Source organism: Rhizobium sp. CNPSo 3670 (genome assembly GCF_057784555.1).
In genome coordinates, this window is record NZ_JBXSOL010000008.1 from 114,915 (window position 1) to 139,663 (window position 24,749).

Here is a 24,749-nt window from a genome sequence, read left to right on the forward strand (position 1 = left end):
GTCCGATCGAAAAATCATTTCGGAAAAAGCGCGACGGCGGCGGCCGCTGCCTATTGAGTATTCCTCGATTTCGGAAAAAATGGCCGCGCGAACCGAGAGAGGATACACGGGTGCAGGATAAGGGCAACGTGGACCTGCAGGACCAGCGGAGACGACGGCGCTACCGTGCCTTTGCAATTGCAGTCGGCTGCCTGCTGTTCCTTCTCGGAGTGAGCGCCCTTGCCGGCTGGCTGTTGCAGATCAAGCTCATCATTTCGCTCTTCCCCGGCTTTCCGTCAATGGCCTTCAACACCGGGGTCTGCTTCATACTATCCGGCCTTGGGCTTGCGGCCTCGATGCTTGATGGCCGCCGCTCTCGGATAGCGGCAACGATCATGACAGGGATCGCAGCGGCGATCGCGGCGGCCCGGCTGGTGGAAATCGCTACGGTTGGGCGGGCCGTCCATAACATCGACCAGTTGATCACCCGCCTGGTGATTCCTCCCGATTTCATCGCCGAGATCGGCGGCGGCATGGGCCCCAATACGGCGCTGATCTTTCTCATTGCCAATCTTTCGCTGCTGCTCTCGCTTCATGTGGAGAAGTCGAAAAACCAGGTCGTGCAGGAGCTGACGAGCTATGTCGTCGTCACGCTCGGCATGATCGCGCTCGCCGGCTATCTCACCGATGCCGAACAGGGCTACCGCTGGGGTCCCTATGCGGCGATGGCGTTGCACACGGCGGTCGGCATGGTGCTTTTCGGCGCGGGCCTGCTTGCCCGCTCCTGGTGGATGCAGCCGGCAAACCGGGCGCAGATTCCGCTCTGGATACCGGCGGCAGTCTGCTTCACCGGCCTCGTCGTCGATCTCTATACGCCGCTCGGCCTTGCCAACGGCATTCTCTACGTGCCGCTGGTGCTGACGGCGCTCTGGTTCGGCAACAGGAATGCGCCGCTCTTCTTCGCCTTTGCCTGCACCGTGCTCCTCATGCTCGGCTTCTTCGCCGTCAGGCATGACGAGGCGGCATTCTGGCAGGAGATCGCCAATCGCACCATCACCGCCGCCACGCTCTGGCTGATCGCCATTCTCGTCTTCTATTTCATGCGCAACAACAACAACCTGGAAGCCGAACGCGTTCGCTTCGGCGCGCTGGCGCGCAGCACGCCCGATGCCGTCCTCGTCATCGACGGGCGCGGAACGATCAAGAGTTTCAATCCGGCAGCCGAAAGCATGTTCGGCTATTCACCGCAGGAAACGATCGGCCGGAACATCAAGATGCTGATGCCTGAGCCTTATCATTCCGAGCATGACGGCTATCTCGCCCACTATCGGAAGACCGGCGAGGAGCGCATCATCGGCACGACGCGCATGGTCTCCGGGCGGCGCAAGAACGGCATCGTCTTCCCAATCGAAGTATCCATCAGCGTTGTCGTCAGCGGCGAGACCAAGACATTCGTCGGCATCGTACGAGATATCAGCGAGCGCGTGCGGCAGGAAGAACGGATGAAGACGACGCTCGCCCAGCTCGAGGCATATACGGCCGAACTCGAGCGCAGCAACCACGACCTCGACGAATTCGCGTATATTGCCTCGCATGACCTGAAGGAACCGCTGCGCGGCCTGCACAACCACTCGCGTTTCCTCCTCGAGGATTATGAGGACAAGCTCGACGCGGACGGCGTGCGCCGGCTGAACCGGCTCGTGCGTCTGAGCCAGCGGATGGAGAAGCTCGTCAACGACCTGCTCTACTTCTCCCGGCTCGGGCGGCAGCAGCTGGCAGTCAAACGCACCGATATCAGCCTGATCGTCAAGGACGTGGTCGCGACGATGGAGCTGCTGCTGGAAGAGCGGCATGCCAGGGTCGTCACCGACGGCCGGCTCCCTGACGTGGTCTGCGACGCGCCGCGGCTGACCGAAGTGTTCCGCAATCTCATCACCAATGCGATCAAGTACAACGACAAGCCGGCGCCGCTGGTCTCGATCGGCTATCTCGAGCGGTTCGTCGGCAAGGACGGCACGGTTGCCCGCAACGTGTTTTTCGTTAGGGATAACGGCAAGGGAATACCCCAGGAATTCCATGAGGATATTTTCCGCATTTTCAAACGGCTCGAAAAGTCGCAGGATTCCGACGACGGAACCGGAGCAGGCCTTACCTTCGTCCGCAAGATCATCGCGCGGCACAACGGCGATATCTGGCTGGAGTCCGAGGTCGGCGTCGGCACTACGTTCTATTTCACCCTGGGAAGAAAACGCGAGGGGCAGAATGCAGCAGCGTGACACGCAACCGATTTTGATCGTCGAAGACAGTGAAGACGATTTCGAAGCGACGATGCGGGCCTTCAAACGCACCAACCTGCGCAACTCGATCCGCTGGGCCGCCTCGGGTCAGGAAGCACTCGACATGCTCGGCGCGATGGTGCCGAAACCAGGGCTGATCCTGCTCGATCTCAACATGCCGGGACTCGACGGCCGCAAGACGCTGGAAGCGATCAAGTCGAACGACGGCTGGCGCAAAATCCCGGTGGTGATCCTGACGACGTCAGACGATGAACGCGACATCGAAGGCTGCTACGCGCTCGGCGCCAACACCTATGTGCAGAAGCCGGTCGATCTCGACGGTCTCTTCGCCGCGATCCAGCGGTTAAAGGAATATTGGTTCGAAATCGCGATCCTGCCGCTCGAGGACTGACGGTTTGGCGGAAGACTGCTGCATTCTCATCATCGACGACAACATCGACGACCGCGAGGTCTATCGGCGCATTCTGGGCCGCGTCTCCAGCACGGCCTATACCGTCCTCGAGGCGGAGACGGGTGAAGAGGGCCGCGCTCTCAACAGCCGGAAACGGCCGAACTGCATCCTGCTCGACTATTCGCTGCCGGGGCGCGACGGGCTCGGTGTTCTTGCCGATATTTTGGAGGACGATCCCGTCGCCAACGTCATCATGCTGACCGGCCAAGGCAGCGAAACCGTCGCCGTCGAAGTGATGAAGAGCGGCGCGCGCGACTATCTCACCAAGGATTCCCTTTCACCCGAAACGCTGCATCGCTGCATCCAGAACGCCATCATGCACGGCATGCTGGAAGCCCAGCTGGAGCAGAAGCGGCAATCGCTTGAGATCTTCACACGCGCCATGGCGCATGACCTGAAGGAGCCGTTGAGGACGATCAAGTCCTTCAGCCGGATCCTGCACGGTTCTGCAGTGCTTCCGGCCGAAGACCGCGAGCTGCTCGATTATGTCTTGAGCGCCGCCGACCATATGGAAGACCTGATCGTCAAGGTCTCGAACTTCACCAAGCTCGAAGCCTATGGCGGGCCGCAGCTGACGCCGGTCTCCCTGTCCGATGTACTCAACCAGGTGGAAGACAATCTGCGCCAGCAGATGGAGAGCCGCGGGGCCGTCGTCATTCACGGTGTGCTGCCGGAAGTGATGGGCGATGCGACTTTGCTGACCCAGCTTCTGCAGAACCTGGTGTCGAATGCCATCCGCTACTGCGATCAAAAGGTTCCGGAGGTTCAAATCTCCAGCGAAGCGCGAGGGGGTAGCTGCCGCCTGACGGTGCGTGACAACGGACCCGGCATCGATCCCCAGCACCGCGAGCTGATCTTTCAGCCGTTCAAACGGCTCGTCGGCCGCGGCATCGAGGGCACCGGACTAGGCCTTGCCATCTGCCGCCGCATCGCGCAGCTGCATGGCGGCGCCATCTGGTGCGAACCGGACAAGGGACCAGGCGCCAGCTTCATCGTTGAGATGCCGCTTGCCGAGGCACGGCCCGCACTGCCCGCCGCATCAGCCGTTCCGCCCAGCCTGAAGCCGGCGGAGCAGCCGGGTGAAGGTTCCGGCAGGCTTGCCGAGGTACTGCTGGTCGAAGACAGCCCCGCCGACATCCAGATCCTGAAGATCAAGCTGATGCGGCGGGAGAAGGTGACCTTCAACCTTCATGTCGCCACCAACGGACGCGAGGCGATGCGGCTGCTGGAAGAGCGCGCCGGCATCGCCGATGTGCCGCAGATCGACCTGATGCTGCTAGACATCAACATGCCGATCATGGATGGCTTCGAGGTGCTGAACGCGCTTTCGGCCGACGCCCGCCTGAAACGGATTCCCGTCTGCATTCTCAGCACCTCAAGCGATGAGAGCGACATGCAGCGGGCCAGAAATCTCGGCGCGCGCGCCTATATGGTGAAGCCGCCGACCCTGCAGCAACTGGAAGAGGCGCTCGAAGATGTCGATCATTTGGAACTGCTGCAGCGCGGCGATTCGCTTGCGCTTTGCGCGGAACAAAACTAAGCGGTGGTCATTGGCAACGGTATGACTGTCGCAGCTCTCATACTCGCGCTCCTGACGACGCCGCTTCAATCAGGACTGCTCTCGATGGTATCAGGCATACATCACGTTACAGCCATCACCCGAAAGGTGCAGGCAAACGTGGATTTTTACGCCGGCTTTCTCGGCATGCGCCTCGTCAAGCAAACGGCCGGCTACGAGGATGCGACTCAGCTCCATCTCTTCTACGGCGATTCGGCAGGTACGCCGGGTTCGCTCGTCAGCTTCCTCGTATGGGAAGACGGCGCGCCCGGTCGGGCGGGTTACGGCCAGATCAGCGAAATTTCACTGGCGATCGATCCGGCGAGCATCGGCTTTTGGCTGACGCGCGCCATGAACTTCGGCCTGCGTTCGGAGGGACCGGCCGATGAATTCGGTGAGCCTGTTCTCAGGTTGAAAGACCCCGATAATATCATCCTCAAGCTCACGGGCGCAATGAACCTCACATCGACTGCTGTCTGGGATGGCGCCTCGATCCCGGTCGAGCATGCCGTCAAGCGGGTGCGCGGCGCAACCATGCTGACGGAAAAGCCAGCCGAGAGCCGCAGCTTCCTCGAGCGCCATTTCGGTTACCGATTCCAGGCCAACCGCGGCACGATTGACAGGCTGGTATCACAATCGGGTGACGTCATCGATGTGCGCGATGCACGCGGCTTCTGGTCCGGCGCGCCGGGAACCGGCACCGTCGATCATGTCGCCTTCCGAGCCGCCGATGACGAGGCGCTGCGTTCGGTTTCCAAGGCGTTGGAGAAGACCGATGCATCGCCGACCAACACGCACGACCGCAAGTATTTCCGCTCGCTCTATGCCCGCGAGCCCGGCGGCACGCTGGTGGAGCTTGCAACCGACAAGCCCGGCATGACTGTTGACGAAGAGCACGCAGCCCTCGGCACCAAGCTCTTCGCGCCGCCGGGAGCGATCACCAGTCTCGACGACCTGAAGGTGGTTCTGCCGCAATTTTCGATGCCCGGCCAGCCGCGCATCAATTACCGCGAGCTGCCGTTCGTCCATCGCTTCTATACGCCGCCGAATCCCGACGGCAGTGTCTTCGTGCTGCTGCACGGCTCGGGCGGCAATGAGACGACACTGATGCCGCTCCTCAACAAGGCGGCGCCGCGCGCGACTCTGCTCGGCGTTCGTGGCCGTGCGACGGAAGAAGGTTTTCCGCGCTGGTACAAGCGCCTCACCCCCTTCTCCTTCGACCAGAACGACATCAAGACGGAGGCCGAAGCCTTTGCGGCCTTTATCGAAGGGGCCGTCAAATCCTATGGCCTTGATCCCAAGAAGATCGTCTATGTCGGCTATTCCAACGGCGCCAACCTGTTGAACTCGCTGCTCTACCTGCACCCGAACCTCGTTCACAAGGCGGTGCTGCTGCGCTCCATGCCGGTGCTCAGCGACTATCCGCATGCCGACCTGAAGGGCACGGACCTGCTGGTCATCAGCGGCAAGACGGATGCCTATGGCAAATATGCGAGCGAGCTGGAGGAAAGGCTGAAGAGTTCGGGCGCCACCGTCGATTCCGACGTCATCCCCGGCGGCCATGATCTCGGCGACGCCGATGTGCCGATCATTCAGAAGTGGCTTCTCCAGAGAATGGGGGATGATCCATCGCCGCTGGAGCAGCAGGCGGTCAAACCGACGAGCGAGCCGTTCGGGCAACCATGATGCCGGCGAGCACCACCGCAGCACCCAGCGCCTGCATAATCCCGATCGCCTCGTCGAGCAGCGCCCAGGCGAGGATTGCGGCGACGACCGGCTGCAACAGCAGCGTCAGCGATGAAAAGGCGGGCGGCAGATAGGCCAGCGCATAGGTGATCGCCACCTGCCCGCCGGCATGACTGATAAAGGCGAGGCCGAAGAGGATCGACCAACCGTAGAGGGTCGCCGGCAGCATCTGCCCTTCGAAGAAGAAGGCTATCGGGAAGATGCAGACGGCAGCCGATGCCGTGCTCCACAGCATGATGCGGATCGTATCGAACCGGCTGCGCAGCCTGCCGATCGCCAGGATATAGCAGGCATAGAAGAAAGCGGCGATCATCGCGGTGCCGTCGCCGCCCAAATCCCCGTGGCCGAGCCCTGCCGGTCCGCCTTTTAAGGTAACGACACCGGCGAGCGCCAGGACCAGCCCCAGCAGGAAAACGCCGCTGGTTCGCGCCTTAAAAAACAGAACGGCGATCAGCGTGACGAAAACAGGCGCGAGGTTTGCAAGCAGCGTCGCGTTGGCCACCGACGTCATGGTGAGCGAAAGATGCCAGGCGGCGAGGTCGAGCGCCAGCATGAGGCCGGGAAGAGCCAGCAGGGCATAATCGGAAAGGCTTTGCGGCTTCGGCCCCGTCTTCTTCATGAACGAGACGATGAAGATCGGGATCAGCGCCAACGCCACACGCCAGAAGGCAGTAGCCATCGGCCCGACTTCAGACAGGCGAACGAAGATCGGCGAACCGCCGATCGCCGCCCCGCCGACAACAAGCGCGGCAAGCGCCAGACGATTGGAAGGCGAGGCTTCAGAGAAGGTGGAAGCAGTCTGCGACATGATCTCGATATTTCTGATTTCCCGCAGACCGGCCGCGGGCCATTGACTGCCAAGTGCGTAGCAGAAGTCGACCGCCGGCGACAGTCGAAGAACGACATCAGAACGGAAAATCAGGCCGGGCGGGTGTTCGTCGCGGCCTGCCGCAGCTTTGCGGCAATTTCCCCTGCAACAAAGAAGGCATGCTCGGTCACCTGCGGCAGACCCATCAGTTCGCCGAAAGTGCCGCGGGCCAGCGGGCCGGAGATCAATAACGAAGGGTCCGCCTTGCCCGACGGGCCGATCGCCTCCGACTGCTCGGTGCAGGCAAGGCCGAGGCCTGTGGGATCAAGTGACAGGTGGCCGTTTGCGGCAAGCGCCGCGAGCCAAGGCTGGGTTTCGAGAATGCCGCCATGCGCCGGGCCGGTGGTGACGACGACGGCGTCATAGCTCCGCTCCAACTGCTGACGTTGATAGCGCGGCTGCAGGGTGCAAAGAACAAGCTCACCTTCAATGCGCGCATCGGCGACCGTCCCGGCAACGATCTCCAGACGGCCGGCGGCAATCGCCGCGTCGAGCACGGCTTCCACCTGCGGCGCGATGCGGAACCGATGCACATCCCAATAGGGGCGCAGATGTCGGACAATACGGCGCCGTTCGGCAATCGGCAGCGCCTGCCAGAGATCGTGTCCCTGCGCCCGCACCTGATCGATCACACCATGCCAGCATATGCCCTGCGCTTCCGCAGCTCTTATGGCGGCGCGGATTCTTCTCAACAGTGAAACGGCGGAATGTGCCGCATCGGAGACGAACTCGCCGAAGAGCGGCTGCGGCATCGGTGCATGCCCGCGCGAGCGCAGGCCGCGGCGCGAGATCGCCGTCACAGCCCCATCGTGACCGCACTCGGCAAGCGAGGCGATGACATCGGCGGCGGTCAAGCCGTTGCCGATGACCAGCACCCGGTCATGCCGGCCGATCACGCCGAGCGCGCCCGGCTTGGTGGTGTCGGCGACGAAGCGGGGATGGGCCGCCAAGCTGGCGGCAAGCCGGCCGGGCGCTGCAGGCGGCGGATGGCTGGTGGCGATCGCAACGATATCGGCCAGCATCATGCCGCCGCTGTCGTCGCGGATCGACCAGCGGCCGCCCCGGCGCTCGAGACCGGTCACGCGGGCGCGGTTGTGGAGCACGACGCCTTCTTCCAGCAATGGCTTCAGAAGCGAGGCGACATATTCGCCGAAGAGCCGGCGCCGGGGGAAGAGCATGCCGTCCGGTTGCCTCGCCCCGGGATCGTCCGCGACGGCGTCGCGGGCTTCGATCCAGGCCTGGAACTCGCCCAGATCATCGGGCTGCAGGCTCATCTTGGCGGCGGGAACATTGATGCGATGGGTCGGGTCGTCCGTGTCATAGGCAAGACCGCGGCCGAGCTCCGCCCGCGGCTCGAAGACCATGATTACAGGACGCTCGCCAACGTTTGCACGGGCGAGATGATAGGCGACGCCCGCGCCGGAGACACCACCGCCGATGATGGCGACGACGGGCTGGTCAGACATCGACAGAGGCTTGGGCTGCATGATCGCCGGCACAGTTGCTTCGATGCCCCGAGCATAGAAGCCGGACATAACTCGCGCAATCCTCCGGCCGCAATTGTCTATAATGTTTGTGAAGATCAGTCTTGTTTCGATATGACGGTCGAGAATTCGGGAGTGCCGCGGATGGTGTTGCTGACTGTGCAGATCTCGTCTTCGGCGGCGTCGACGATCTTGCGGCGGGTCTCTTCATCGACATCGCCCTTGATCGAGAAGACGATGTTGAATTTCGCAACACGTGAGAGCCCTTCCGCCGCCTTCTCACCGGTGACATCGGCCGTGATCTCGCTGATCCTGTCGAGAACCCCCATCTGACTGGCTGCAATGCGGGCGCTGAGCACGAGACAAGCCGAGAGCGAGGCATAGAGCAGATCGAGCGGGCTGAAGCCCGGCTGAGAGGGGGCGGTGACGATATCGATCTCACCCTTGGTGGTGGACGTGACATGCGGAAAGCCGGTACGGCCGAGGGTGGCGATGGCGCCGGTCGGACGGGGGCGTGCCTTGAGGTTGGCCATGAAGAAATCCTCTGAGAATAGCCTCGCAGAGATAGCGAGTTGCGCCGCGGCCCGCAACGGCGCCGCAACGCCTGGTAACGGAACCTTTCCATCCGTCATCGGTTGATTACACCTGAACGAGATCAGTGACAAAGGTGCACAGCGATGCCGCATGCCCGCAACATGCATCGTCAGGACCGGCGGATGGACGCCCGCGACCGGCTGATCGTCGCGCTCTATGCACAGCTGAAGGCCGAGCGGGAAACGCGCGAGACGCTGGAATGGGCGATCCGCAATGGCGCCATCTCGCAGGAGGTGCTGGAGGCGATCGCGTCCGATCCGGTCCCCGTCGTCACCAGTGAGGACATCGCCTCCCTGGAGAAAATCATCGCGCTTGACGAAAGGCGCAAACCAAATCGGGACCAGGGGTAATGCCGAAAACTGTGCGCGGTTTTCGGCCGACATCATAACTCCCCATCGAACTGCAAAGAGGAGATCCGAAATGGCCGATATCACCTATCAGGTTGTGCCGCATGACAATGGCTGGGCTTACAAGCTCGGCGACACGCTGTCGGAAACCTATGCGACGGCCGAGGAAGCGATTGTCCACGCCAAGGATGCTGCGTCACGTCAGAAAATCGGCGACGGCGACGCGTTGCTTGCATATCCCTCGCCCGATGGCGGATGGGCGTTCCAGGAGCTCGAAACCGACAAGAGCAACGGTCGTCTGTGATTTTCAGCGGAGGATGGCATGACCGCGCGGGCAAGCTGGAAAGGTCATCTGAAGGTGGGCGACCTTGCTTGCGCTGTAGGGCTCTATACCGCCATCTCCTCCTCCGACCGCGTTTCCTTCAACATCATCAACCGCAGGACCGGCCATCGGGTGGAACGGCAATTCGTCGACAGCGAGTCCGGCAAACCGGTCGAGCGGGACGATCAGGTGAAGGGCTACCAGATGGAGAGTGGCGACTATATCGTCATAGAAGGCGACGAAATCGCGGAGATCATGCCGGAAAGTCACAAGGTGCTCAACGTCAAAGCTTTCATCGGCTATGACGATATCGACAAGCTCTATTTCGATCGTCCCTATTACCTCGCGCCCGTCGGCGAACATGATGAAGAAGCGCTGTCGCTGATCGTCCGCAGTATGCGCGACAGCAAGGTCGCGGCGCTCGCCGAAGCCGTGCTTTTCCGGCGCAACCGAACGCTGCTGATCCGGCCTCATGAGAGCCACATCATCGCGACCATGCTGAACTTCGACTACGAGGTGCGCTCGGCAGACGCGGTCTTCAAAGACATTCCCGACATCAAGTTTGACAAGGAAATGCTCGAACTCGCCGGTCACATCATCGAAACCAAGCGCGGCAGCTTCGATCCGAGCGCCTATGAGGACCGCTACGAAGCGGCACTCGTCGAACTGGTGAAGGCGAAGATCGAGGGCCGGGCACCACCCAAGAAGAAACCGACGCCCGAAGGCAAGGTCGTCGACCTGATGGAGGCGCTGCGCCAAAGCGCCAAGCTGAGCGGCAAGGCGGCGCAGAAGGCTCCGGCAAAAAAGAAGGCTCCGGGGCGCGGCGACAGCCAAAGGAAGAAGGCAGGCTGAGATGGCCCTCGAGACCTATGAGGCGAAGCGCAATTTCAAACTCACTCCGGAGCCGCGCGGCCTCAAAGGCCGCGCGAGCGGCAACAGTTTCGTCATTCAGAAGCATGACGCAACGAGGCTGCACTACGACTTCAGGCTGGAGATGGATGGAGTGCTGAAGAGCTGGGCTGTCACCAAAGGTCCGAGTCTCAACCCGGAGGACAAGCGTCTTGCCGTACACGTTGAAGACCACCCGCTGTCCTACGGCGATTTCGAAGGCATCATTCCAAAAGGACAATATGGCGGCGGCACTGTCATCGTCTGGGATCGCGGCACGTGGACGCCGCTCGGCGATGCGCAGAAGGACTATCGCGAGGGCCATATGGAATTCGAGCTCGACGGCGAGAAGCTGAAGGGTCGCTGGCACCTCGTGCGCATGCATGGGCGCCCCGGGGAAAAGCGGGAGAACTGGCTGTTGATCAAGGGAGATGACGCCGAGGCGCGCCACGACGGCGATATTCTCGAGGAGCGGCCGGAATCGGCAAAGACCGGCCGCCAACTCGAAGAGGTGGCGGAAAATCCGGACGCGACTTGGAAGTCCAAGTCGAAAGACGGCAGGCCGGCCGCCGCCAAGAAAGCGGCGTCGAAGGACAAATCCCCAGCACCGCGAGGACGCGAGTGGCCGAAGGGTGCTCGCAAGGGCGCCATGCCCGATTTCATCGAGCCGGCGCTTGCCAAATTGAAACCGAAGCCCCCGGCTGGCGATCGCTGGATCCACGAAATAAAGTTCGACGGCTACCGTCTGCAGGTCAGGGTCGAGAACGGCGAGGTCAAGATGTTGACCCGCAGCGGCCTCGACTGGACGGACAAATTCGGCAAGCAGGTAGTCGCGGCCTTTGCCGCCCTGCCCGTGAAATCGGCGGTGATCGACGGCGAAATCGTCGTTGAGCGCGATAGCGGCGCCTCGGACTTCTCGGCACTGCAGCACGATCTGAGTGAAGGCCGCGATGATCGCTTCGCCTTCTATGCCTTCGATCTTCTTCACCTCGACGGATATAATCTGCTGAATGCAGCGCTCACCGATCGCAAGCAGCTGCTCGAAAGCGTGCTGCCCGGTGATAATGATAAGCTGCGCTACAGCGGGCATTTCAACGAAAGCGGCGGCCTGGTGCTCGACCATGCCTGCCGGCTCAGCCTCGAAGGAGTGATTTCCAAACTGCGCGGCAGCAAATACAACTCGGGACGCAAAGGCGATTGGATCAAATCGAAATGTTCGCACCGGCAGGAGTTCGTCATCGGCGGCTACGTGCCGTCGACCTCGATGAAGAATGCGATCGGCTCGCTGGCGATGGGCTATTACCAGGACGGCGAACTCAAACATGTCGGGCGCGTCGGCACCGCATATACAGCGGCAACTGCGCAGATGCTCTATGAGAAACTGTCGCGTCTGACGCAGAACGAGAGTTCATTCGACGACAAGCTGACATCAGAGGAGCGGCGCGGGCTGATCTATGTCAAACCGCAGCTGGTCGGCGAGGTTGAGTTCCGCGCTTGGTCGGCCGATGGCAATCTGCGCCATGCGGCTTTCCGCGGCTTGCGGGAAGACAAGCCTGCAAAGGACGTGACGCGTGAGACGGAAAAGACCATGGCCCCTGCCCTGCCGAAATCGGCTGTGACACTCACCCATCCCGACCGCATCTACTGGCCGGACGAGGGTGTTACCAAGGAAGGGCTGGCGAATTACTACGCCCAGGTCTGGCGCTTCATGGCGCCTTATGTCGTCAACCGGCCGCTGGCGCTCCTGCGCCTGCCGGACGGGATCAACGGCCGACAGCGGTTTTTCCAGAAGCACGCCTGGAAGGGCATGAACCCGCATATCCAGGAGATTACCGACCCTAAGGACAAGCAGGGGGAGAAGCTGCTCAGAATTACCGATTTCGACGGCATCGTGGCGCTGGTGCAATCGGCCACGCTTGAAATCCACCCCTGGGGCGCAACGACCGGCAATTGGGAAAAGCCCGATATGATCACCATGGACCTCGATCCCGATGACGAGGTGGCGTGGGCAGATGTGATCGCCGCTGCTTACCAATTGAAGGAGCGGCTGGAGGCCGAAGGCCTCGCCGCCTTCGTCAAGACCTCGGGCGGCAAGGGACTGCATGTGGTGACCCCGCTCACGCCGAAGGCCGGCTGGGCCGAGGTGAAGGGGTTCGCCAAGTGGCTTGCCGACAGCATGTCCGCCGACGATCCCGACCGCTATCTGGCGACGGCGACGAAGGCCAAGCGAAAGGGGAAGATCTTCATCGACTATCTCCGCAACGGTCGCGGCAATACGGCGGTCGCGCCCTATTCGACACGGGCACGGCCGGGCGCCGCAGTCTCGATGCCGCTGGAATGGAGCGAACTCACGGCCGACGTCGGGCCGGCCTATTTCACCGTTGATAATACGCCAACCCGGCTCGACGCTTTGCCGCAAGATCCCTGGGACGGATTTTTCGCCGCGGCGAAGCCGTTGGAAAAGAAGAAGCGGTAGAAGAAGCCCCCAAATCTAGCGCGGCTTCCGCCCGCCTTCCGCCGTCAGGCTCTTCTTCAGCGCATCCATGATGTTGATGACGTTGCCGGTCGACTTTACCGGTGCGGTTTTCTTGGCGGGCGCCGCCTTCTTCAGGCTCTTCTGCTTGTTGCGGATCATCGATTTCAGCTGCTTCTGGATCGGGTCCTGCACCATGGTCAGGCCCCAATCCTTCGTCTCTTCCTTCACCAGCCGCTTCATCAGCGTCAGCAGCTTGCCGTCGATATCCGCCTTGTCGTCGATTTCGGTCGAGGGTTTGCGCACCTCGTCGCCGTAACGCAGGGTCCAGAGCACGATGCCCTTGCCTTGCGGCTCCAGGAGCGCGGCACGCTCGCGGCGATAGAGAACCAGGCGGGCAATGCCGACGACGTCGTTTGCCTTCATCGCTTCGCGGATGACGCAGAAGGCTTCCACGCCGACCTTGTCCTCCGGCGCCAGAAAATGCGGCTTGTCGTACCAGATCCAATCGATCGAGCCGCGCGGGACGAAACTCTCGATATCGATGGTCCGAGTGCTTTCGAGCCCGACTTCCTCGATCTCCTCGTCCTCAAGAATGATATAGTCGTCCTCGCCGCGCGGGTAACCCTTCACCTGGTCCCGGTCAGCCACCGGTTTATGGGTAACGCTGTCGACATAACGGCTTTCGACACGATTTTTTGTCTCGCGATTGAGGACGTGAAAACGCACCTTGTTGCCTTCGGTCGTCGCCGGCGTCAGCGAGACGGAGGCGGTGACGAGCGAGAGCTTGAGATATCCTTTCCAGAACGTCTGACGTGCCATAACTGTCCTGCCCTCCCGGACCGACGGAACATTGGCAATCAACGGCAAAAACCGGTCTTCGGTTCCAGGCCAGGCATGGCAGGCAGCACTTGGCTTAGATCGAGAGATACCGCTTCTGCCACGGCAGCTTCTTTTCCTCCCATGCACGCGGCGTGAACTCGTCATAGGCGGTTTCGGCGATTGCGAGCATCCAATTGCGGCCCTTACGGGCCAACAGCACGCAAGACAATTCCATGCCGGGCTCGACGGTAATCGACGGCCGGTTGGCGCCAGGAATATCAACTCCCTTGTCGCGCCACTGGATAGCGATCTCATCGGGTTCGGATGTCCATTCCCCCGAAGCGACGGAGGCCCTGCCGTCGGAATTGAAGCGGAGGGGCGGCGCCACAAGGTTCAAGAAGCTGCCGTCATTGCGGTAATTGCCGTCGATCTCGCCGGCGGTGGCTTTGCCCTTTCCCGAGAGAATCATGTCCTGCCCGCATCGCATGAATATGTTGCGCCGGAGGCTCCCCGACCACGAACGGTTGGCGAAGAAGGCAATGTCGCATCCGCTGATGACGTTGTCGTGGATGTCGATATCCTTGCGAAAGGCCAGCTCCTGGTCGGAAAAGCCGCTCAGGCTGATCCCGCGATTGTTGTTCTCGATCCAGTTGTCATAGACGTGATGGCCGGCATGATCAGCCTTGTCGCCGATGCCGTAGCCGAAGGAATAGTCGTTCATTCTGCCGTCGCGCATGATGTTGCTGCGCACCACGGCATCGTCGCCGATCGATGAAAAGGAGAAGTTCTTGCCGCCGATGAAATTGTACTCGACGAGATATTTCCGGGTTTTGTCGCAGACCAGGGCCCCTTTGTTCGAGGTGCTCGTCGGCGACTGCAGGAACAGGTTGCCGCGGATCACGACGTCCGAACTGATATTGTCGTCGCTGTTCTGATAGGCAAACTGGCAGCAGTCCGCGCCCTCGCCCGGAGCCGCCCCCATACGGTTGTTTTCCAGAAGAACGTTCTTCGTCTTCGTCAGATAAATGCCATCGCCCTTGACATTCTCCGTTTCGCAGCGCCTGACGACGAGGTTGTTGCCATTGTGAAACTTGAAGCCACGAGGCGAGTTCTTGACGATGACGTCTTCGACCACCGTATCGGAAAACACCTGATAGGCGAGGCCGATATCCTCTGCACCGTCGATGACCTCAGCCCGCGTGGACGTGCCGTGAACTTTTTTTCGCAGGACTGCGGGCATCGGATCTCCATCGACGCGCTTACCGCAGCGCCGCGCATCTGTCAGATGCGCCAAGGGTGCGGCTAGGCTTTGAGCGGCTGCAGCATTATCCTTAAATCAATTCCGATCCAGGACCTATGCCCTCGCGTCGAATTAATGCAGGGCTTGTGGCAGGAGTTTGACGGCCTGCCTTGACTTCGCATCCGCCATGAGATCTCAGAAGCCTTGCGATCGGTCACCGCGTTTCGAGTATCCGCATCAACCGGCCGCGATAACTGTCGAGGATGACGGCAAGCACGATGACGGCGCCGATGACGATCGGCTTGATGTTGTCATCGGCGCCCAGCAACTGCAGTCCCGTCGACAGCACCTGCAGAATGCAGGCACCGACCAGAGTTCCAACGATCGAGCCCTTGCCGCCCGAGAGGCTGGTGCCGCCGATGATGACCGCAGCGATCGCGTTCAATTCATAGCCGATGCCTGCAACCGGACTGCCGACATTGAGGCGGAGCAGATAGACCATGGCGGCGATGCCGGCGGTCAGGCCCGAGATGGTGAACACCGCGATCTTATAGCGTTTCGGCTCGTGCCCCGACAGCCGCACAGCTTCTTCGTTGGTGCCGATTGCGAAGACGAAACGCCCGAACACGGTGTAACGCAGCACGAACCAGCCGACGAGGACGACGACGATCGCAATCAGAAAGATCGACGGGAAGATGCCCCAGAAGATCAGATTTCCGAAATCGACGAAGGGCTGCGGCAGGCCGGTGATGGTGGAGTTGTCGCTGACGACGCGTGCCAGGCCGCTGGCGACATTCAGCATGCCGAGCGTGACGATGAAGGACGGCAGCTTCCACTTTTCGCAGACCCAGCCGTTGATGGCGCCAAGGAGCGCGCCGGTGCCCATCGAGGCGAGCGAAGCGAGCACGATCGCCTGCCAGGGGGAGAACCTGGGGTCGATCATGATCGTCGCGCCGATCACCGTGCAAAGGGCCAGCAGCGAGCCCACCGAAAGGTCGATGCCGCCGACCAGGATGACAAAGGTCATGCCCGAAGCAAGCACGGTGTTGATGGCAATCTGAACGAAGATTTTCAGGAAATTCTCCGGCGTCGCGAAATAGGGCGCCGTCGCCGAGAAGAAGATGACGATCACGACGAGGGCGATGGCAACGCCTGCCTCTTTCATCGAGATCCGGATCAGCTTGTCCCAGAAGCCTGTCTCTTTCGCTTCGATCTTGGTTTCAATGTTGCCGGACACGACTATACTCCTTGTAAGCAAGTGAGAGGATCCTGCTCTCTTCGAATTGATCCCGCGCGATTTCGCCGGCGATCTTGCCGTCCGACAGGACGATGATGCGATGGCAGATGCCGATGAGCTCCGGCAGATCCGAGGATACGACCAGAACACCCTTTCCTTCAGCGGCAAACTTCCAGAGAAGCTCGTAGATTTCAGCCTTGGCGCCGACATCGATGCCGCGGGTCGGCTCATCGAAAATCAGCACCTTGGGACCGCGGAACAGCCATTTGGCAATGACCACCTTCTGCTGGTTGCCGCCCGAAAACGTTCTGACCAGCTGATGGACGGATGGCGTTTTGATGCGTAGCTCCCGCACAAGACGCTGCGCGTTTTCGTTCTCCATCCTGCGGCTGATCAGCCCCTTGCGGGAGATCTTGCCGAGGTCGGTGACCGTGGTGTTTTCCGCGCAGCTCATGTCGAGCATCAGGCCCTGCAGCTTGCGGTCTTCCGTCGCCAGGCACAGGCCGGCGGCAACCGCATCTTTCGGCGCATTGATCGCAACCGGCTCTCCGTCGATGCGGATTTCGCCGCCGGCTTTGACGTCAGCGCCGAATATGGCGCGGACCGCCTCCGTCCGGCCGCTGCCGACAAGGCCGGCAATGCCGACGATTTCGCCCTTGGCCACCGAAAACGACAATTCCGGGCTGTTTCGTGTCACTTTCAGACCGGAGACACCGAGCGCCTCGCCGAACACCGCGCTGTCACTGCGAAAGACGCCGTGATCCGAGAGCGTTCGCCCGACCATCAGCTCAACGATGTCGGGGATGGCCAATCCGGACAGGGGACGCGTGATCACATGCTGGCCATCACGCAGCACCGTGACGTCATCTCCGACTTCGAAAATCTCCTCGAGCCTGTGCGATATATAGAGGGTCGTCACACCGCGCGCCTTCAGCCGCTTCAGAATTTCGAATAGCCGATCGACTTCCTTGGACGTCAACGTTGCCGTCGGCTCGTCGAGAACGAGCAGCTTGCTTTCATAGCAGAGCGCCTTGGCGATCTCGAGCAGTTGCAACTGCGCGACGCTGAGGCGACTGGCGAGCGTCGTCGGCGCCACATCGAGACCGACTTCCGCCAGCAGTTCGCTCGCCCGACGGTTCATTTGCTTGTAATCCACCAGCCCGTATCGACGCGGAAGATGCTCGAAGAGGAGATTTTCAGCGACGCTGAGATTGGAAAGGGGGTGGAGTTCCTGGTGGATGACGCGAATGCCGGCCTTGAAGGCCTCCAGCGGCGAGGCAGGATGATAGGGCTTGCCGTCGAACGAAATGTGGCCATCGTCCGGCTTGAACACACCGCCCAGCAGGTTGATCAGGGTCGACTTGCCTGCGCCATTCTCGCCGAGCAGGACGTGGCCCTTGCCGCGGCCAATCCGCATGGAAACATTCCTGAGCGCGACGACGCCCGGGAAGCGCTTGCCGATCCCCTCCAGCTTCAGGATGTGGTCATCTGCTGCGTCCGACACGTCCACCTCGTGCATGATCCGTTTGAGTTCCTTGGCCATCACCCACACATGCGCACTCCGAAAGCCCGCAACGAGCCCCGTCGGAGTGATCACCATGCAGTCGGGTGGCAGCGGTCAACGCCGGCGGCGGCCGGCGCTTCCTTTCGCTTAAACTGGTCGGCGATGTCGATTATCTAAGGTCGCCTGACGTAACGAGCTTGATGTCGGTCTTGACCCAGCCGGTGAATTTTTCGCCGGCAAGTTCCCGCATACCATAGTCGATGCCCATGACCGCCATCTGCGCGCCATATTGCTCGACGGTGGCAAGCATCTTGCCGTCCTTGATCAGCGGCTGCACCGGCGGGATGTTGTCGAAGCCGACGACCTTGATCTTGCCGGCCTGGCCGGTTGCATCAAGGGCCTTGACAACGCCAAGCGCCATGGAGTCGTTGGCCGCCATGACACCCTGGATATCCTTATACTTCGTCAGGAAATTCGTCATGACGGTGTTGGCTTCTTCCGTCTCCCAATGGGCGGTCTTGCTGTCGAGAAGTTCAAGCTTGCCCGACTTGACGGAGTCCATGAAGCCTTCCTTGCGTTCCTTGGCATTGTCGGCCTCAGGATTGCCCTCGAGAATGACGACCTTCGCGCCCGCCCCCAGATCCTTTGCCAGAGCATCGCCGGCGAGCTTGGCGCCTTCGCGGTTGTCGGGGCCGAAGAATGCCAGGTCGATGCCGGCTGCCTTCTTGGCATCGGCATCGAGCGGCACGTCGATATTGATGACCTTGACGCCTGATTTCACGGCCTTTGCAAGCGGCGTGGCCATAGCCTTCGAATCGGCCGGGGCGACGACGATGATGTCGTATTTCTGCGTCACGAAGTTTTCGACGGCATCGACCTGGGCGGCAAAATCGCGCTCGTCCTTCATGCCGACGGCCTTGAAGTCGAACTTGTCCTTGTTCTCGGCCGCATACTTGTCGGCGCCAGCCTTCATCTGCTTGAAGAACTCATTGGACAAAGACTTCATGATCAGGCCGACCTTCGGCTTGCCGGCTGCAAAAGCGGGCGACACGCCGCAAGACAGTGCGAGCACCAAGGTGCCGGCAAGTCCAAGCTTCAATGCCGCACGGCGCGGCGCACGCATCAGGACGGAATCACGCTTCGTATATTGGGACATTTCTCTCCTCCGAACGGTTCCGGGCCTATCCTCACCTGAGTGCCTTCGCTAATGAACCGTTTCCAACGTCACTTGGGTAACAACGGCCCGCGAGATTGTCAAGGCGGCGAAAATTGGCAGAACCAGGCGGAAGCGGCAGCAATCCTGACCTTCTCAAGAATCAAGGGTGAACCGTTTCCATTGAATGCCGGCGTTTCTCGTGTTATGCAGACGCCGTCAAATTGACTGCGGCCCTTTGACGAAGGCGATGGAGACCATTAGCTGAAGCCCGATCGGGTGCCTCCACGTCCCCGAGACTGAAATGAAGGGACATGTTCTTCCATTATGCCAAAGGTCGGAATTCGAGACGTTGCCAAATTTGCCGGCGTTTCCACCGGGACCGTCTCGCGAGTCCTGAATGACCACCCCGCCGTGTCCGATGAGCTGAGGGCACGCGTCAGACGCATTATCGACGAGCTCGGCTATATGCCCGACCCGTCGGCGCGAAGCATGCGCAGCAAGGTCAGCCGCCTGATCGGCATCGTCATTCCCGATCTCACCAATCCGTTCTTCTCGGAACTCGTGCAGTCCGCCGAACAGGCTGGGGCAAGCCATGGCTACAACATCATCGTCATGACGTCTTTTGACGATGCGGCCAAGGAAGCAGACCGGATCGGGCAGCTGACAAGCCGGAAAGTCGACGGCATCATCCTCGTTCCCAGCAATGATTTCCATACGCTCAAGCTGCCGAAGGGATTGCCGATCGTCGTCGTCGACCGTCTCATGCCCGGATATTCCGGCATCGCCTCGGACCACCGCGCGGGCGTACGTCTCGGCGTCGAGCATCTTTTGCAGCTTGGTCATCGCCGCATCGGCTTCATCTCCGGCCCCAGACATTCCGTGCCTGCCAACGATCGCCTCAAAGGTTACCTCGACGCCATGGGGCAGCCCGACGACGGCGGACAAATAGGGTCGCCGCTGATTGCCGAGGCGGCTTTCGATTATGAAAGCGGACGATCGGCGGGAAACTATCTGCTGGCACGCGCCCGCAGCGAACGGCCGACCGCGATCTTTGCAAGTTCGGATCAGCAGGCGATCGGCTGCATGAGAGCGGCACATGATCTGGGAATACCGATACCCGCAGCCCTTTCCATCGTCGGATTCGACGGCATCCCGCTCGCGAGCATGACCACGCCGCGGCTGACCACCGTCAAACAGCCGATCCAAAAGATCGCTGCTGCGGCAGTCGCGGTTCTTTTGAACAAGCAACCGACGCCCGGCATCGGACATCCCATCTTGCTCGCCTGCGCGCTTTCGCAGGGGGAAACGACCGCTCCACCGCAACCCGACTGAGGGTCGGCGGCAGGCCGTTCGTTTAGTCTTCCGCCATTCACTCGGACACAAGCCGCGGATCTGTCGCAACGGGCGGCAATCCTCCGATCACCACCATGCCTACCGCTGACACTCCAGCAGCGGACGAATCCATTTGACGGATATCCTACAAGTGGATATGTCTGTGGCATCTTCATCGCAGACGGGAATGACAAGGCATGCCGCTGAAATCCATGAAGCCGCTTACCCGTGCGCCTCTTCTTCACGTCTCCGTGCAGGAGAGCCTGCGCGCCTATATCAGCGACAACGGGCTGAAACCGGGCACGCTGCTTCCGGCTGAATCCGACTTGGCAAACCAGCTCGGCGTCAGCCGTAATTCCCTGCGCGAAGGCATCAAGGCATTGGAATCGCTGGGTGTGCTGGAATCGCGCCGGGGTGTCGGCATCTTCGTGAAGGCGTTCTCATTCGAGCCGCTGCTCGACAATCTCGCTTATGGCCTCGGCGGCGCGTTGCGCCAGATCGAAGAAGTGATCGAGATCCGCCGGACTCTCGAAGTCGGGCTGATCGGCAAGACGCTTGAATTGATCGGCGACGACGATATCGCCGAATTGCGCGCAACGGTGGAGCGCATGCGGATCCATGCGGAACGTGGGCAGTCCTTTGCCGACGAAGACCAGCTTTTTCATAACCTGCTCTTCCGCTGCCAGAACAACGTGACCCTTGCCCGGCTGATCGATGTGTTCTGGCTCGCCTTCTACAAGGCGTCCGATTTCGTCAACCTCGACAATGTCGACCCCGTCGCCACCTGGAGGGATCACGCGGCGATCGTCGACGCGATCGAAGCGAAGGACGTTGCGGAAGCGCAGAAGCGCCTGGATCGCCATTATGACGGCATTTCCCGGGTGATCGCAGCCAACAAGAAAAGTGCAAATCTGGGAGGAGCACAATGAAACGACTGCAAACACTATCATCGGCCATCGCATTCACTGCTTTGATGGCGACGACCGTCGCCCCGGCTTTCACAGGCCCCGCGCAGGCGGCCACGCTGTCGGGCGGCTTCGATGTCGGGCCTGGTGGTTTCCAGGGCAATTTCAATCCGCTCGCCGCGACGGGCGGCTTCACATGGCTCAGCGTCTATTTCGAGCCGCTAGTGGCCTATGACGAGAAGCTCGAGAAGGTCGTCGGCCAGCTCGCCTCGTCCTACGATGTCAGCCCCGACCAATTGACCTACACCTTCATGCTCGCCGATGCGAAATGGCATGACGGCAAGCCCTTTACGGCAAAGGACGCCAAGTTCACCTTCGAGCTCGCCAAGAACGCCAAGACCGGCTCCGTTCTGGCGGCGCGGCTGAATGCCGTTTCCTCGGTCGAGGCCAAGGACGACAAGACCCTGGTCATCAAGCTCTCGGCCCCGTCCGCAAGCCTGATGGACACGCTGACGAAGGTGATGATGCTGCCGGAGCACGCGCTTTCGCAGATCCCAGCCGATCAGCTCGCCAAGAATACGTGGTGGTCCACGGCGCCGGTCGGCACCGGGCCGTTCAAGTTCAGCAAGTATGTCACCGATCAATATGTCGAACTTGTCGCCAACACCGACTACCGGGGCGGCAGACCGGCGCTCGAAAAGATCATCAACCGCTATTTCGCCAATCCGGCAGCGGCGATCGCCGCATTGCGCGCCGGCGAGATCCAGTTCACCTACGTCGATTCAAACGATCTGAAGGCTTTCAACGACAATAAGGATTTCCGCGTCATCGAAGGCAATTCCTTCGTCGTCAACTATCTCGGTTTCAACCACGACTCACCCATCTGGAAGGATGTTCGGGTCCGTCAGGCGGTGATGTATGCGATCAATCGCGATGCGATCATCCAGAGCCTTTACGGCGGCGCCGCCGAACCGGCAAACTGCGCCTATGTCGCCGATCAGGTGGTGCCGAAAGGCATCGAGACCTATGCCTATGATCCGGAAAAGGCCAAGCAACTGCTGAAGGAAGCCGGCTGGGACGAGATCAACGGCAACAAGCCGATCACCCTTCTGACCTATTACACGACGCCGCTTGCCGCCAATGTCATGGCCGCGGTCCAGGCGATGCTCGCCCAGGTCGGCATCAACGTCACGCCGCGCGCCGTCGACACGCCGACCTATAACAGCATCGTGCTCAACCCCACGCCCGACATCGCGCAGTTCCAGATGGTCTATGCCGGCCTTCAGAACGGCCCGGATCCGGGCAGCATCAATGTCGGCCTCAACGAAAAGCAGATCCCGCCGGCCGGCCCGAACGTCGCGCGCGTGCGCATGCCGGTGCTGACGGCTGCTCTCGACGCAGCGCTTGGCGAGACGAATGCTGCAAAGCGCGACGGTCGCTACCAGGAAGTCTGCAGGGTGATGAACAAGGAACTGCCCTGGGGTCCGCTGTGGGTGGCGAAACGCTATGGCGTCGCCTCCGCCAGGCTGAAGGACTTCATCTGGACGCCTGCTCCCGGCGGTGGCCCTTATCAGGCGCATCCGGAGAAATGGGCGATCGCCGAATAGGGCGTCACGCATCCTGAGAAGCAAAGGGCGGCCGGGTCACGGTAGCGCCACGCGTCTTTCGAGGCGCAGTGGCCCGCCCGCACGGGAACGGATTTCATGCTGAGATACAGTCTCCGGCGTCTGCTGATCGGAGTGGGCATGCTGCTTGCCTTGAGCGTGCTGATCTTCGCCATGCTGCGCCTCACGCCGGGCGATCCGATCGACGCCTATATCGATCCCAATATTCCGATGTCGTCGTCGGATCTGGCCGAGCTGCGCGCCACGCTCGGACTCGATCAGCCGCTGCCGGTGCAGTATCTTGGCTGGCTGCGGCAGGCGCTGACGGGAAATCTCGGCTATTCGATCAAGCGACCAGACCAGCCGGTGCTCGGCCTCGTGCTCTCGCGCGTCGGCCCGACAGTGCTCCTGATGGGATCGGCGATTGCGATCGCGATCGTTGCGGGCATCGCCACCGGCATTGTCGGTGCGGTTCGCCGCAATTCCGTCGCCGACCTGTCCCTTTCAGTCTTCGCAGTCACCGGTATTTCCAGTCCACCCTTCCTCAGCGCCCTTGTCGGACTCTACTTCTTTTCGGTCTATTTCAACTGGATGCCATCAGGCGGCATGCTGACGCCCGGCCATGAATTTTCCGTCGCCGACCTTCTCCATCACCTCATCCTGCCCGCGACATTACTGGCCGTCGCGCAGACAGCCCTGATCATGCGCTACATGCGCGCTTCGATGCTGGAGGTCCTGAACCAGGACTATGTTCGCACCGCGCGCGCCAAGGGCGTCTTCGAATTCTGGGTCATCACCAAACACGCCTTGCGAAATGCGCTGCTTCCCGTCATCACGCTGATCGGCTCGACCATCGGCCTTGCAATCGGTGGCGCGATCTTCATCGAAAGCGTGTTCAACTGGCCGGGCATGGGCCTGCTCATGGTCGATGCGGTGGAGGGCCGAGACTATCCGGTGATCATGGGTTCGACGCTGGTGATCGGCGCCTGCGTCATCCTCGTCAATCTTCTGACCGACCTTGCCTATGCGGTGGTCGATCCGCGGATCAAGGTGGGCTGAGCGATGCTGGCACGATGCCCTGCCCGCAGCCCGGGCCCGATCCTACGCTCCTTGCATCGCTTCCTGCTCAACCGGACCGCCTTGCTCGGCCTCTGCATCATCGCGCTGATGATCGTCGCGATCCTTTCCTATCCGCTGTGGTGGAGCTTCAAACCCAACGACATCGATCTCATCGCGATGAATGCGCCGCCGGGGCCGACACACTGGTTCGGCACCGACGGGGTCGGCCGCGACATCCTCGCCCGGGTCCTGGACGGCGGCCGCATTTCGCTGCTGGTGGCCCTCACCTCGACCGTCATTTCCGCCATCATAGGCTTCCTGGTCGGCGCCGTCTCGGCGCTTGCCGGCCGCTGGGCGGACGCAGTCACGATGCGTTTCGTCGATCTCGTCATGACGCTGCCGCCGGTCATCTTCCTGCTGGTGCTCGCCTCGATCGCCGGCACCGGCATCTGGCCGACGGTCTTCGTCATCTCCCTTCTCTCCTGGCCTCTGCTGGCGCGCATGGTGCGCTCGCGGCTGCTCGAACTTCGTGAACGCGACTTTGTGATGGCGGCGAGAGGCATGGGGGCGGGTCTTCCGCATCTCCTCTTCCGCCACGGACTGCCGAACTCGATCGACATCCTCGTCGTCTTCGCGACCCTGCAGATCGCCAACGCCATCCTGCTCGAAGCCGGCCTTTCCTTCCTCGGGCTCGGCATTGCGCCGCCGGCGGCAAGCTGGGGCAACATGCTGAATGCCGCCCGCTCCACCGCCGTGCTCGAACAATACCCCTGGCAGTGGCTGTTTCCCGGCGGGTTCCTGGTGCTTGCCGTGCTTGCAATCAATTTCATTGGCGATGGTCTTCGCGACGCCTTCGACCCTCGCGCCGAATTAAACTGACGAT

Annotated in this window: 21 protein-coding genes; 13 read left to right on the forward strand and 8 right to left on the reverse strand. The window is 61.2% G+C overall.

The annotated features are described in order from the left end of the window. The first annotated feature begins 110 nt into the window (after positions 1-110). From AC13QO_RS10555 to AC13QO_RS10570, 4 genes are read left to right on the forward strand one after another with little or no spacing between them, the layout of a single operon-like run. A complete protein-coding gene (locus tag AC13QO_RS10555) occupies positions 111-2,255 on the forward strand; it encodes a sensor histidine kinase (RefSeq protein ID WP_285193433.1) in 2,145 nt (714 codons plus the stop codon). Beyond that, entirely contained in the window at positions 2,242-2,667 is a 426-nt protein-coding gene (locus AC13QO_RS10560; RefSeq protein ID WP_064693792.1) for a response regulator, read from the forward strand. Before AC13QO_RS10555 ends, AC13QO_RS10560 begins: the two co-directional genes overlap by 14 nt. 4 nt (positions 2,668-2,671) lie before the next feature. Then, a complete protein-coding gene (locus AC13QO_RS10565; RefSeq protein WP_488540602.1) occupies positions 2,672-4,267 on the forward strand; it encodes a response regulator in 1,596 nt (531 codons plus the stop codon). Between the two features lie 21 nt (positions 4,268-4,288). After that, positions 4,289-5,971, forward strand: coding sequence for a VOC family protein (locus AC13QO_RS10570; protein ID WP_488540603.1), 1,683 nt, complete (start codon positions 4,289-4,291; stop codon positions 5,969-5,971). On the opposite strand, the gene AC13QO_RS10575 is transcribed toward AC13QO_RS10570, so the two are convergent. The 3 genes from AC13QO_RS10575 to AC13QO_RS10585 form a co-directional block, all read right to left on the reverse strand. Next, the gene (locus AC13QO_RS10575) at positions 5,937-6,839 is read right to left on the reverse strand and encodes a DMT family transporter (protein WP_488540604.1); all 903 of its coding nucleotides are present in this window, start codon (positions 6,837-6,839) and stop codon (positions 5,937-5,939) included. The two genes, AC13QO_RS10570 and AC13QO_RS10575, sit on opposite strands and share 35 nt — an antisense overlap. Before the next feature lie 110 nt (positions 6,840-6,949). Next, complete coding sequence (locus AC13QO_RS10580) at positions 6,950-8,434, reverse strand: FAD/NAD(P)-binding protein (protein WP_488540605.1); 1,485 nt, start codon at positions 8,432-8,434, stop codon at positions 6,950-6,952. 47 nt (positions 8,435-8,481) lie between these two features. Next, entirely contained in the window at positions 8,482-8,916 is a 435-nt protein-coding gene (locus AC13QO_RS10585) for an OsmC family protein (RefSeq protein ID WP_488540606.1), read from the reverse strand. A gap of 144 nt (positions 8,917-9,060) precedes the next feature. On the opposite strand from AC13QO_RS10585, the gene AC13QO_RS10590 reads away from it, so the two are divergent. The 4 genes from AC13QO_RS10590 to ligD all read left to right on the forward strand — a co-directional run bounded on the left by AC13QO_RS10590 (position 9,061) and on the right by ligD (position 13,010). Beyond that, positions 9,061-9,327, forward strand: coding sequence for a hypothetical protein (locus AC13QO_RS10590; RefSeq protein WP_488540607.1), 267 nt, complete (start codon positions 9,061-9,063; stop codon positions 9,325-9,327). 70 nt (positions 9,328-9,397) lie between these two features. Continuing rightward, the gene (locus tag AC13QO_RS10595; protein WP_077992584.1) at positions 9,398-9,628 is read left to right on the forward strand and encodes a DUF2188 domain-containing protein; all 231 of its coding nucleotides are present in this window, start codon (positions 9,398-9,400) and stop codon (positions 9,626-9,628) included. Positions 9,629-9,646: 18 nt separating this feature from the next. Further along, complete coding sequence (gene ku / locus AC13QO_RS10600) at positions 9,647-10,498, forward strand: non-homologous end joining protein Ku (protein ID WP_488540608.1); 852 nt, start codon at positions 9,647-9,649, stop codon at positions 10,496-10,498. A 1-nt stretch (position 10,499) separates the two neighbouring features. Then, positions 10,500-13,010, forward strand: coding sequence for a DNA ligase D (gene ligD / locus AC13QO_RS10605; protein ID WP_488540609.1), 2,511 nt, complete (start codon positions 10,500-10,502; stop codon positions 13,008-13,010). Between the two features lie 15 nt (positions 13,011-13,025). Here ligD and ku (AC13QO_RS10610) read toward each other — a convergent pair whose 3' ends face one another. The 5 genes from ku (AC13QO_RS10610) to AC13QO_RS10630 all read right to left on the reverse strand — a co-directional run bounded on the left by ku (AC13QO_RS10610) (position 13,026) and on the right by AC13QO_RS10630 (position 18,966). Further along, positions 13,026-13,829 carry a non-homologous end joining protein Ku gene (gene ku / locus AC13QO_RS10610; RefSeq protein WP_488540610.1) on the reverse strand — a complete coding sequence of 268 codons (804 nt, stop codon included), beginning with the start codon at positions 13,827-13,829 and terminating at the stop codon, positions 13,026-13,028. Positions 13,830-13,923: 94 nt separating this feature from the next. After that, positions 13,924-15,069: a right-handed parallel beta-helix repeat-containing protein gene (locus AC13QO_RS10615; protein ID WP_285193422.1), complete on the reverse strand. Its 1,146-nt coding sequence runs from the start codon at positions 15,067-15,069 to the stop codon at positions 13,924-13,926. A gap of 214 nt (positions 15,070-15,283) precedes the next feature. Next, on the reverse strand, positions 15,284-16,306 hold the full coding sequence (locus AC13QO_RS10620) for an ABC transporter permease (RefSeq protein WP_488540611.1): 1,023 nt from the start codon (positions 16,304-16,306) through the stop codon (positions 15,284-15,286). Next, positions 16,290-17,825, reverse strand: coding sequence for a sugar ABC transporter ATP-binding protein (locus AC13QO_RS10625; RefSeq protein ID WP_488540657.1), 1,536 nt, complete (start codon positions 17,823-17,825; stop codon positions 16,290-16,292). The genes AC13QO_RS10620 and AC13QO_RS10625 overlap by 17 nt, the downstream gene beginning before the upstream one ends. Positions 17,826-17,979: 154 nt before the next feature. Then, the gene (locus AC13QO_RS10630) at positions 17,980-18,966 is read right to left on the reverse strand and encodes a substrate-binding domain-containing protein (RefSeq protein WP_488540612.1); all 987 of its coding nucleotides are present in this window, start codon (positions 18,964-18,966) and stop codon (positions 17,980-17,982) included. 324 nt (positions 18,967-19,290) lie between these two features. On the opposite strand from AC13QO_RS10630, the gene AC13QO_RS10635 reads away from it, so the two are divergent. From AC13QO_RS10635 to AC13QO_RS10655, 5 genes are all read left to right on the forward strand, one after another. Beyond that, positions 19,291-20,298 (forward strand): LacI family DNA-binding transcriptional regulator, encoded by a 1,008-nt coding sequence (locus tag AC13QO_RS10635; RefSeq protein ID WP_488540613.1) that lies wholly within the window; start codon positions 19,291-19,293, stop codon positions 20,296-20,298. Between the two features lie 197 nt (positions 20,299-20,495). After that, the gene (locus tag AC13QO_RS10640; RefSeq protein ID WP_488540614.1) at positions 20,496-21,227 is read left to right on the forward strand and encodes a FadR/GntR family transcriptional regulator; all 732 of its coding nucleotides are present in this window, start codon (positions 20,496-20,498) and stop codon (positions 21,225-21,227) included. Next, complete coding sequence (locus AC13QO_RS10645) at positions 21,224-22,810, forward strand: ABC transporter substrate-binding protein (protein ID WP_488540615.1); 1,587 nt, start codon at positions 21,224-21,226, stop codon at positions 22,808-22,810. The genes AC13QO_RS10640 and AC13QO_RS10645 overlap by 4 nt, the downstream gene beginning before the upstream one ends. Before the next feature lie 96 nt (positions 22,811-22,906). Next, positions 22,907-23,866, forward strand: coding sequence for an ABC transporter permease (locus AC13QO_RS10650; RefSeq protein ID WP_488540616.1), 960 nt, complete (start codon positions 22,907-22,909; stop codon positions 23,864-23,866). Between the two features lie 3 nt (positions 23,867-23,869). Next, positions 23,870-24,745 (forward strand): ABC transporter permease, encoded by an 876-nt coding sequence (locus tag AC13QO_RS10655; protein ID WP_488540617.1) that lies wholly within the window; start codon positions 23,870-23,872, stop codon positions 24,743-24,745. The last annotated feature ends 4 nt before the right edge of the window (positions 24,746-24,749 follow it).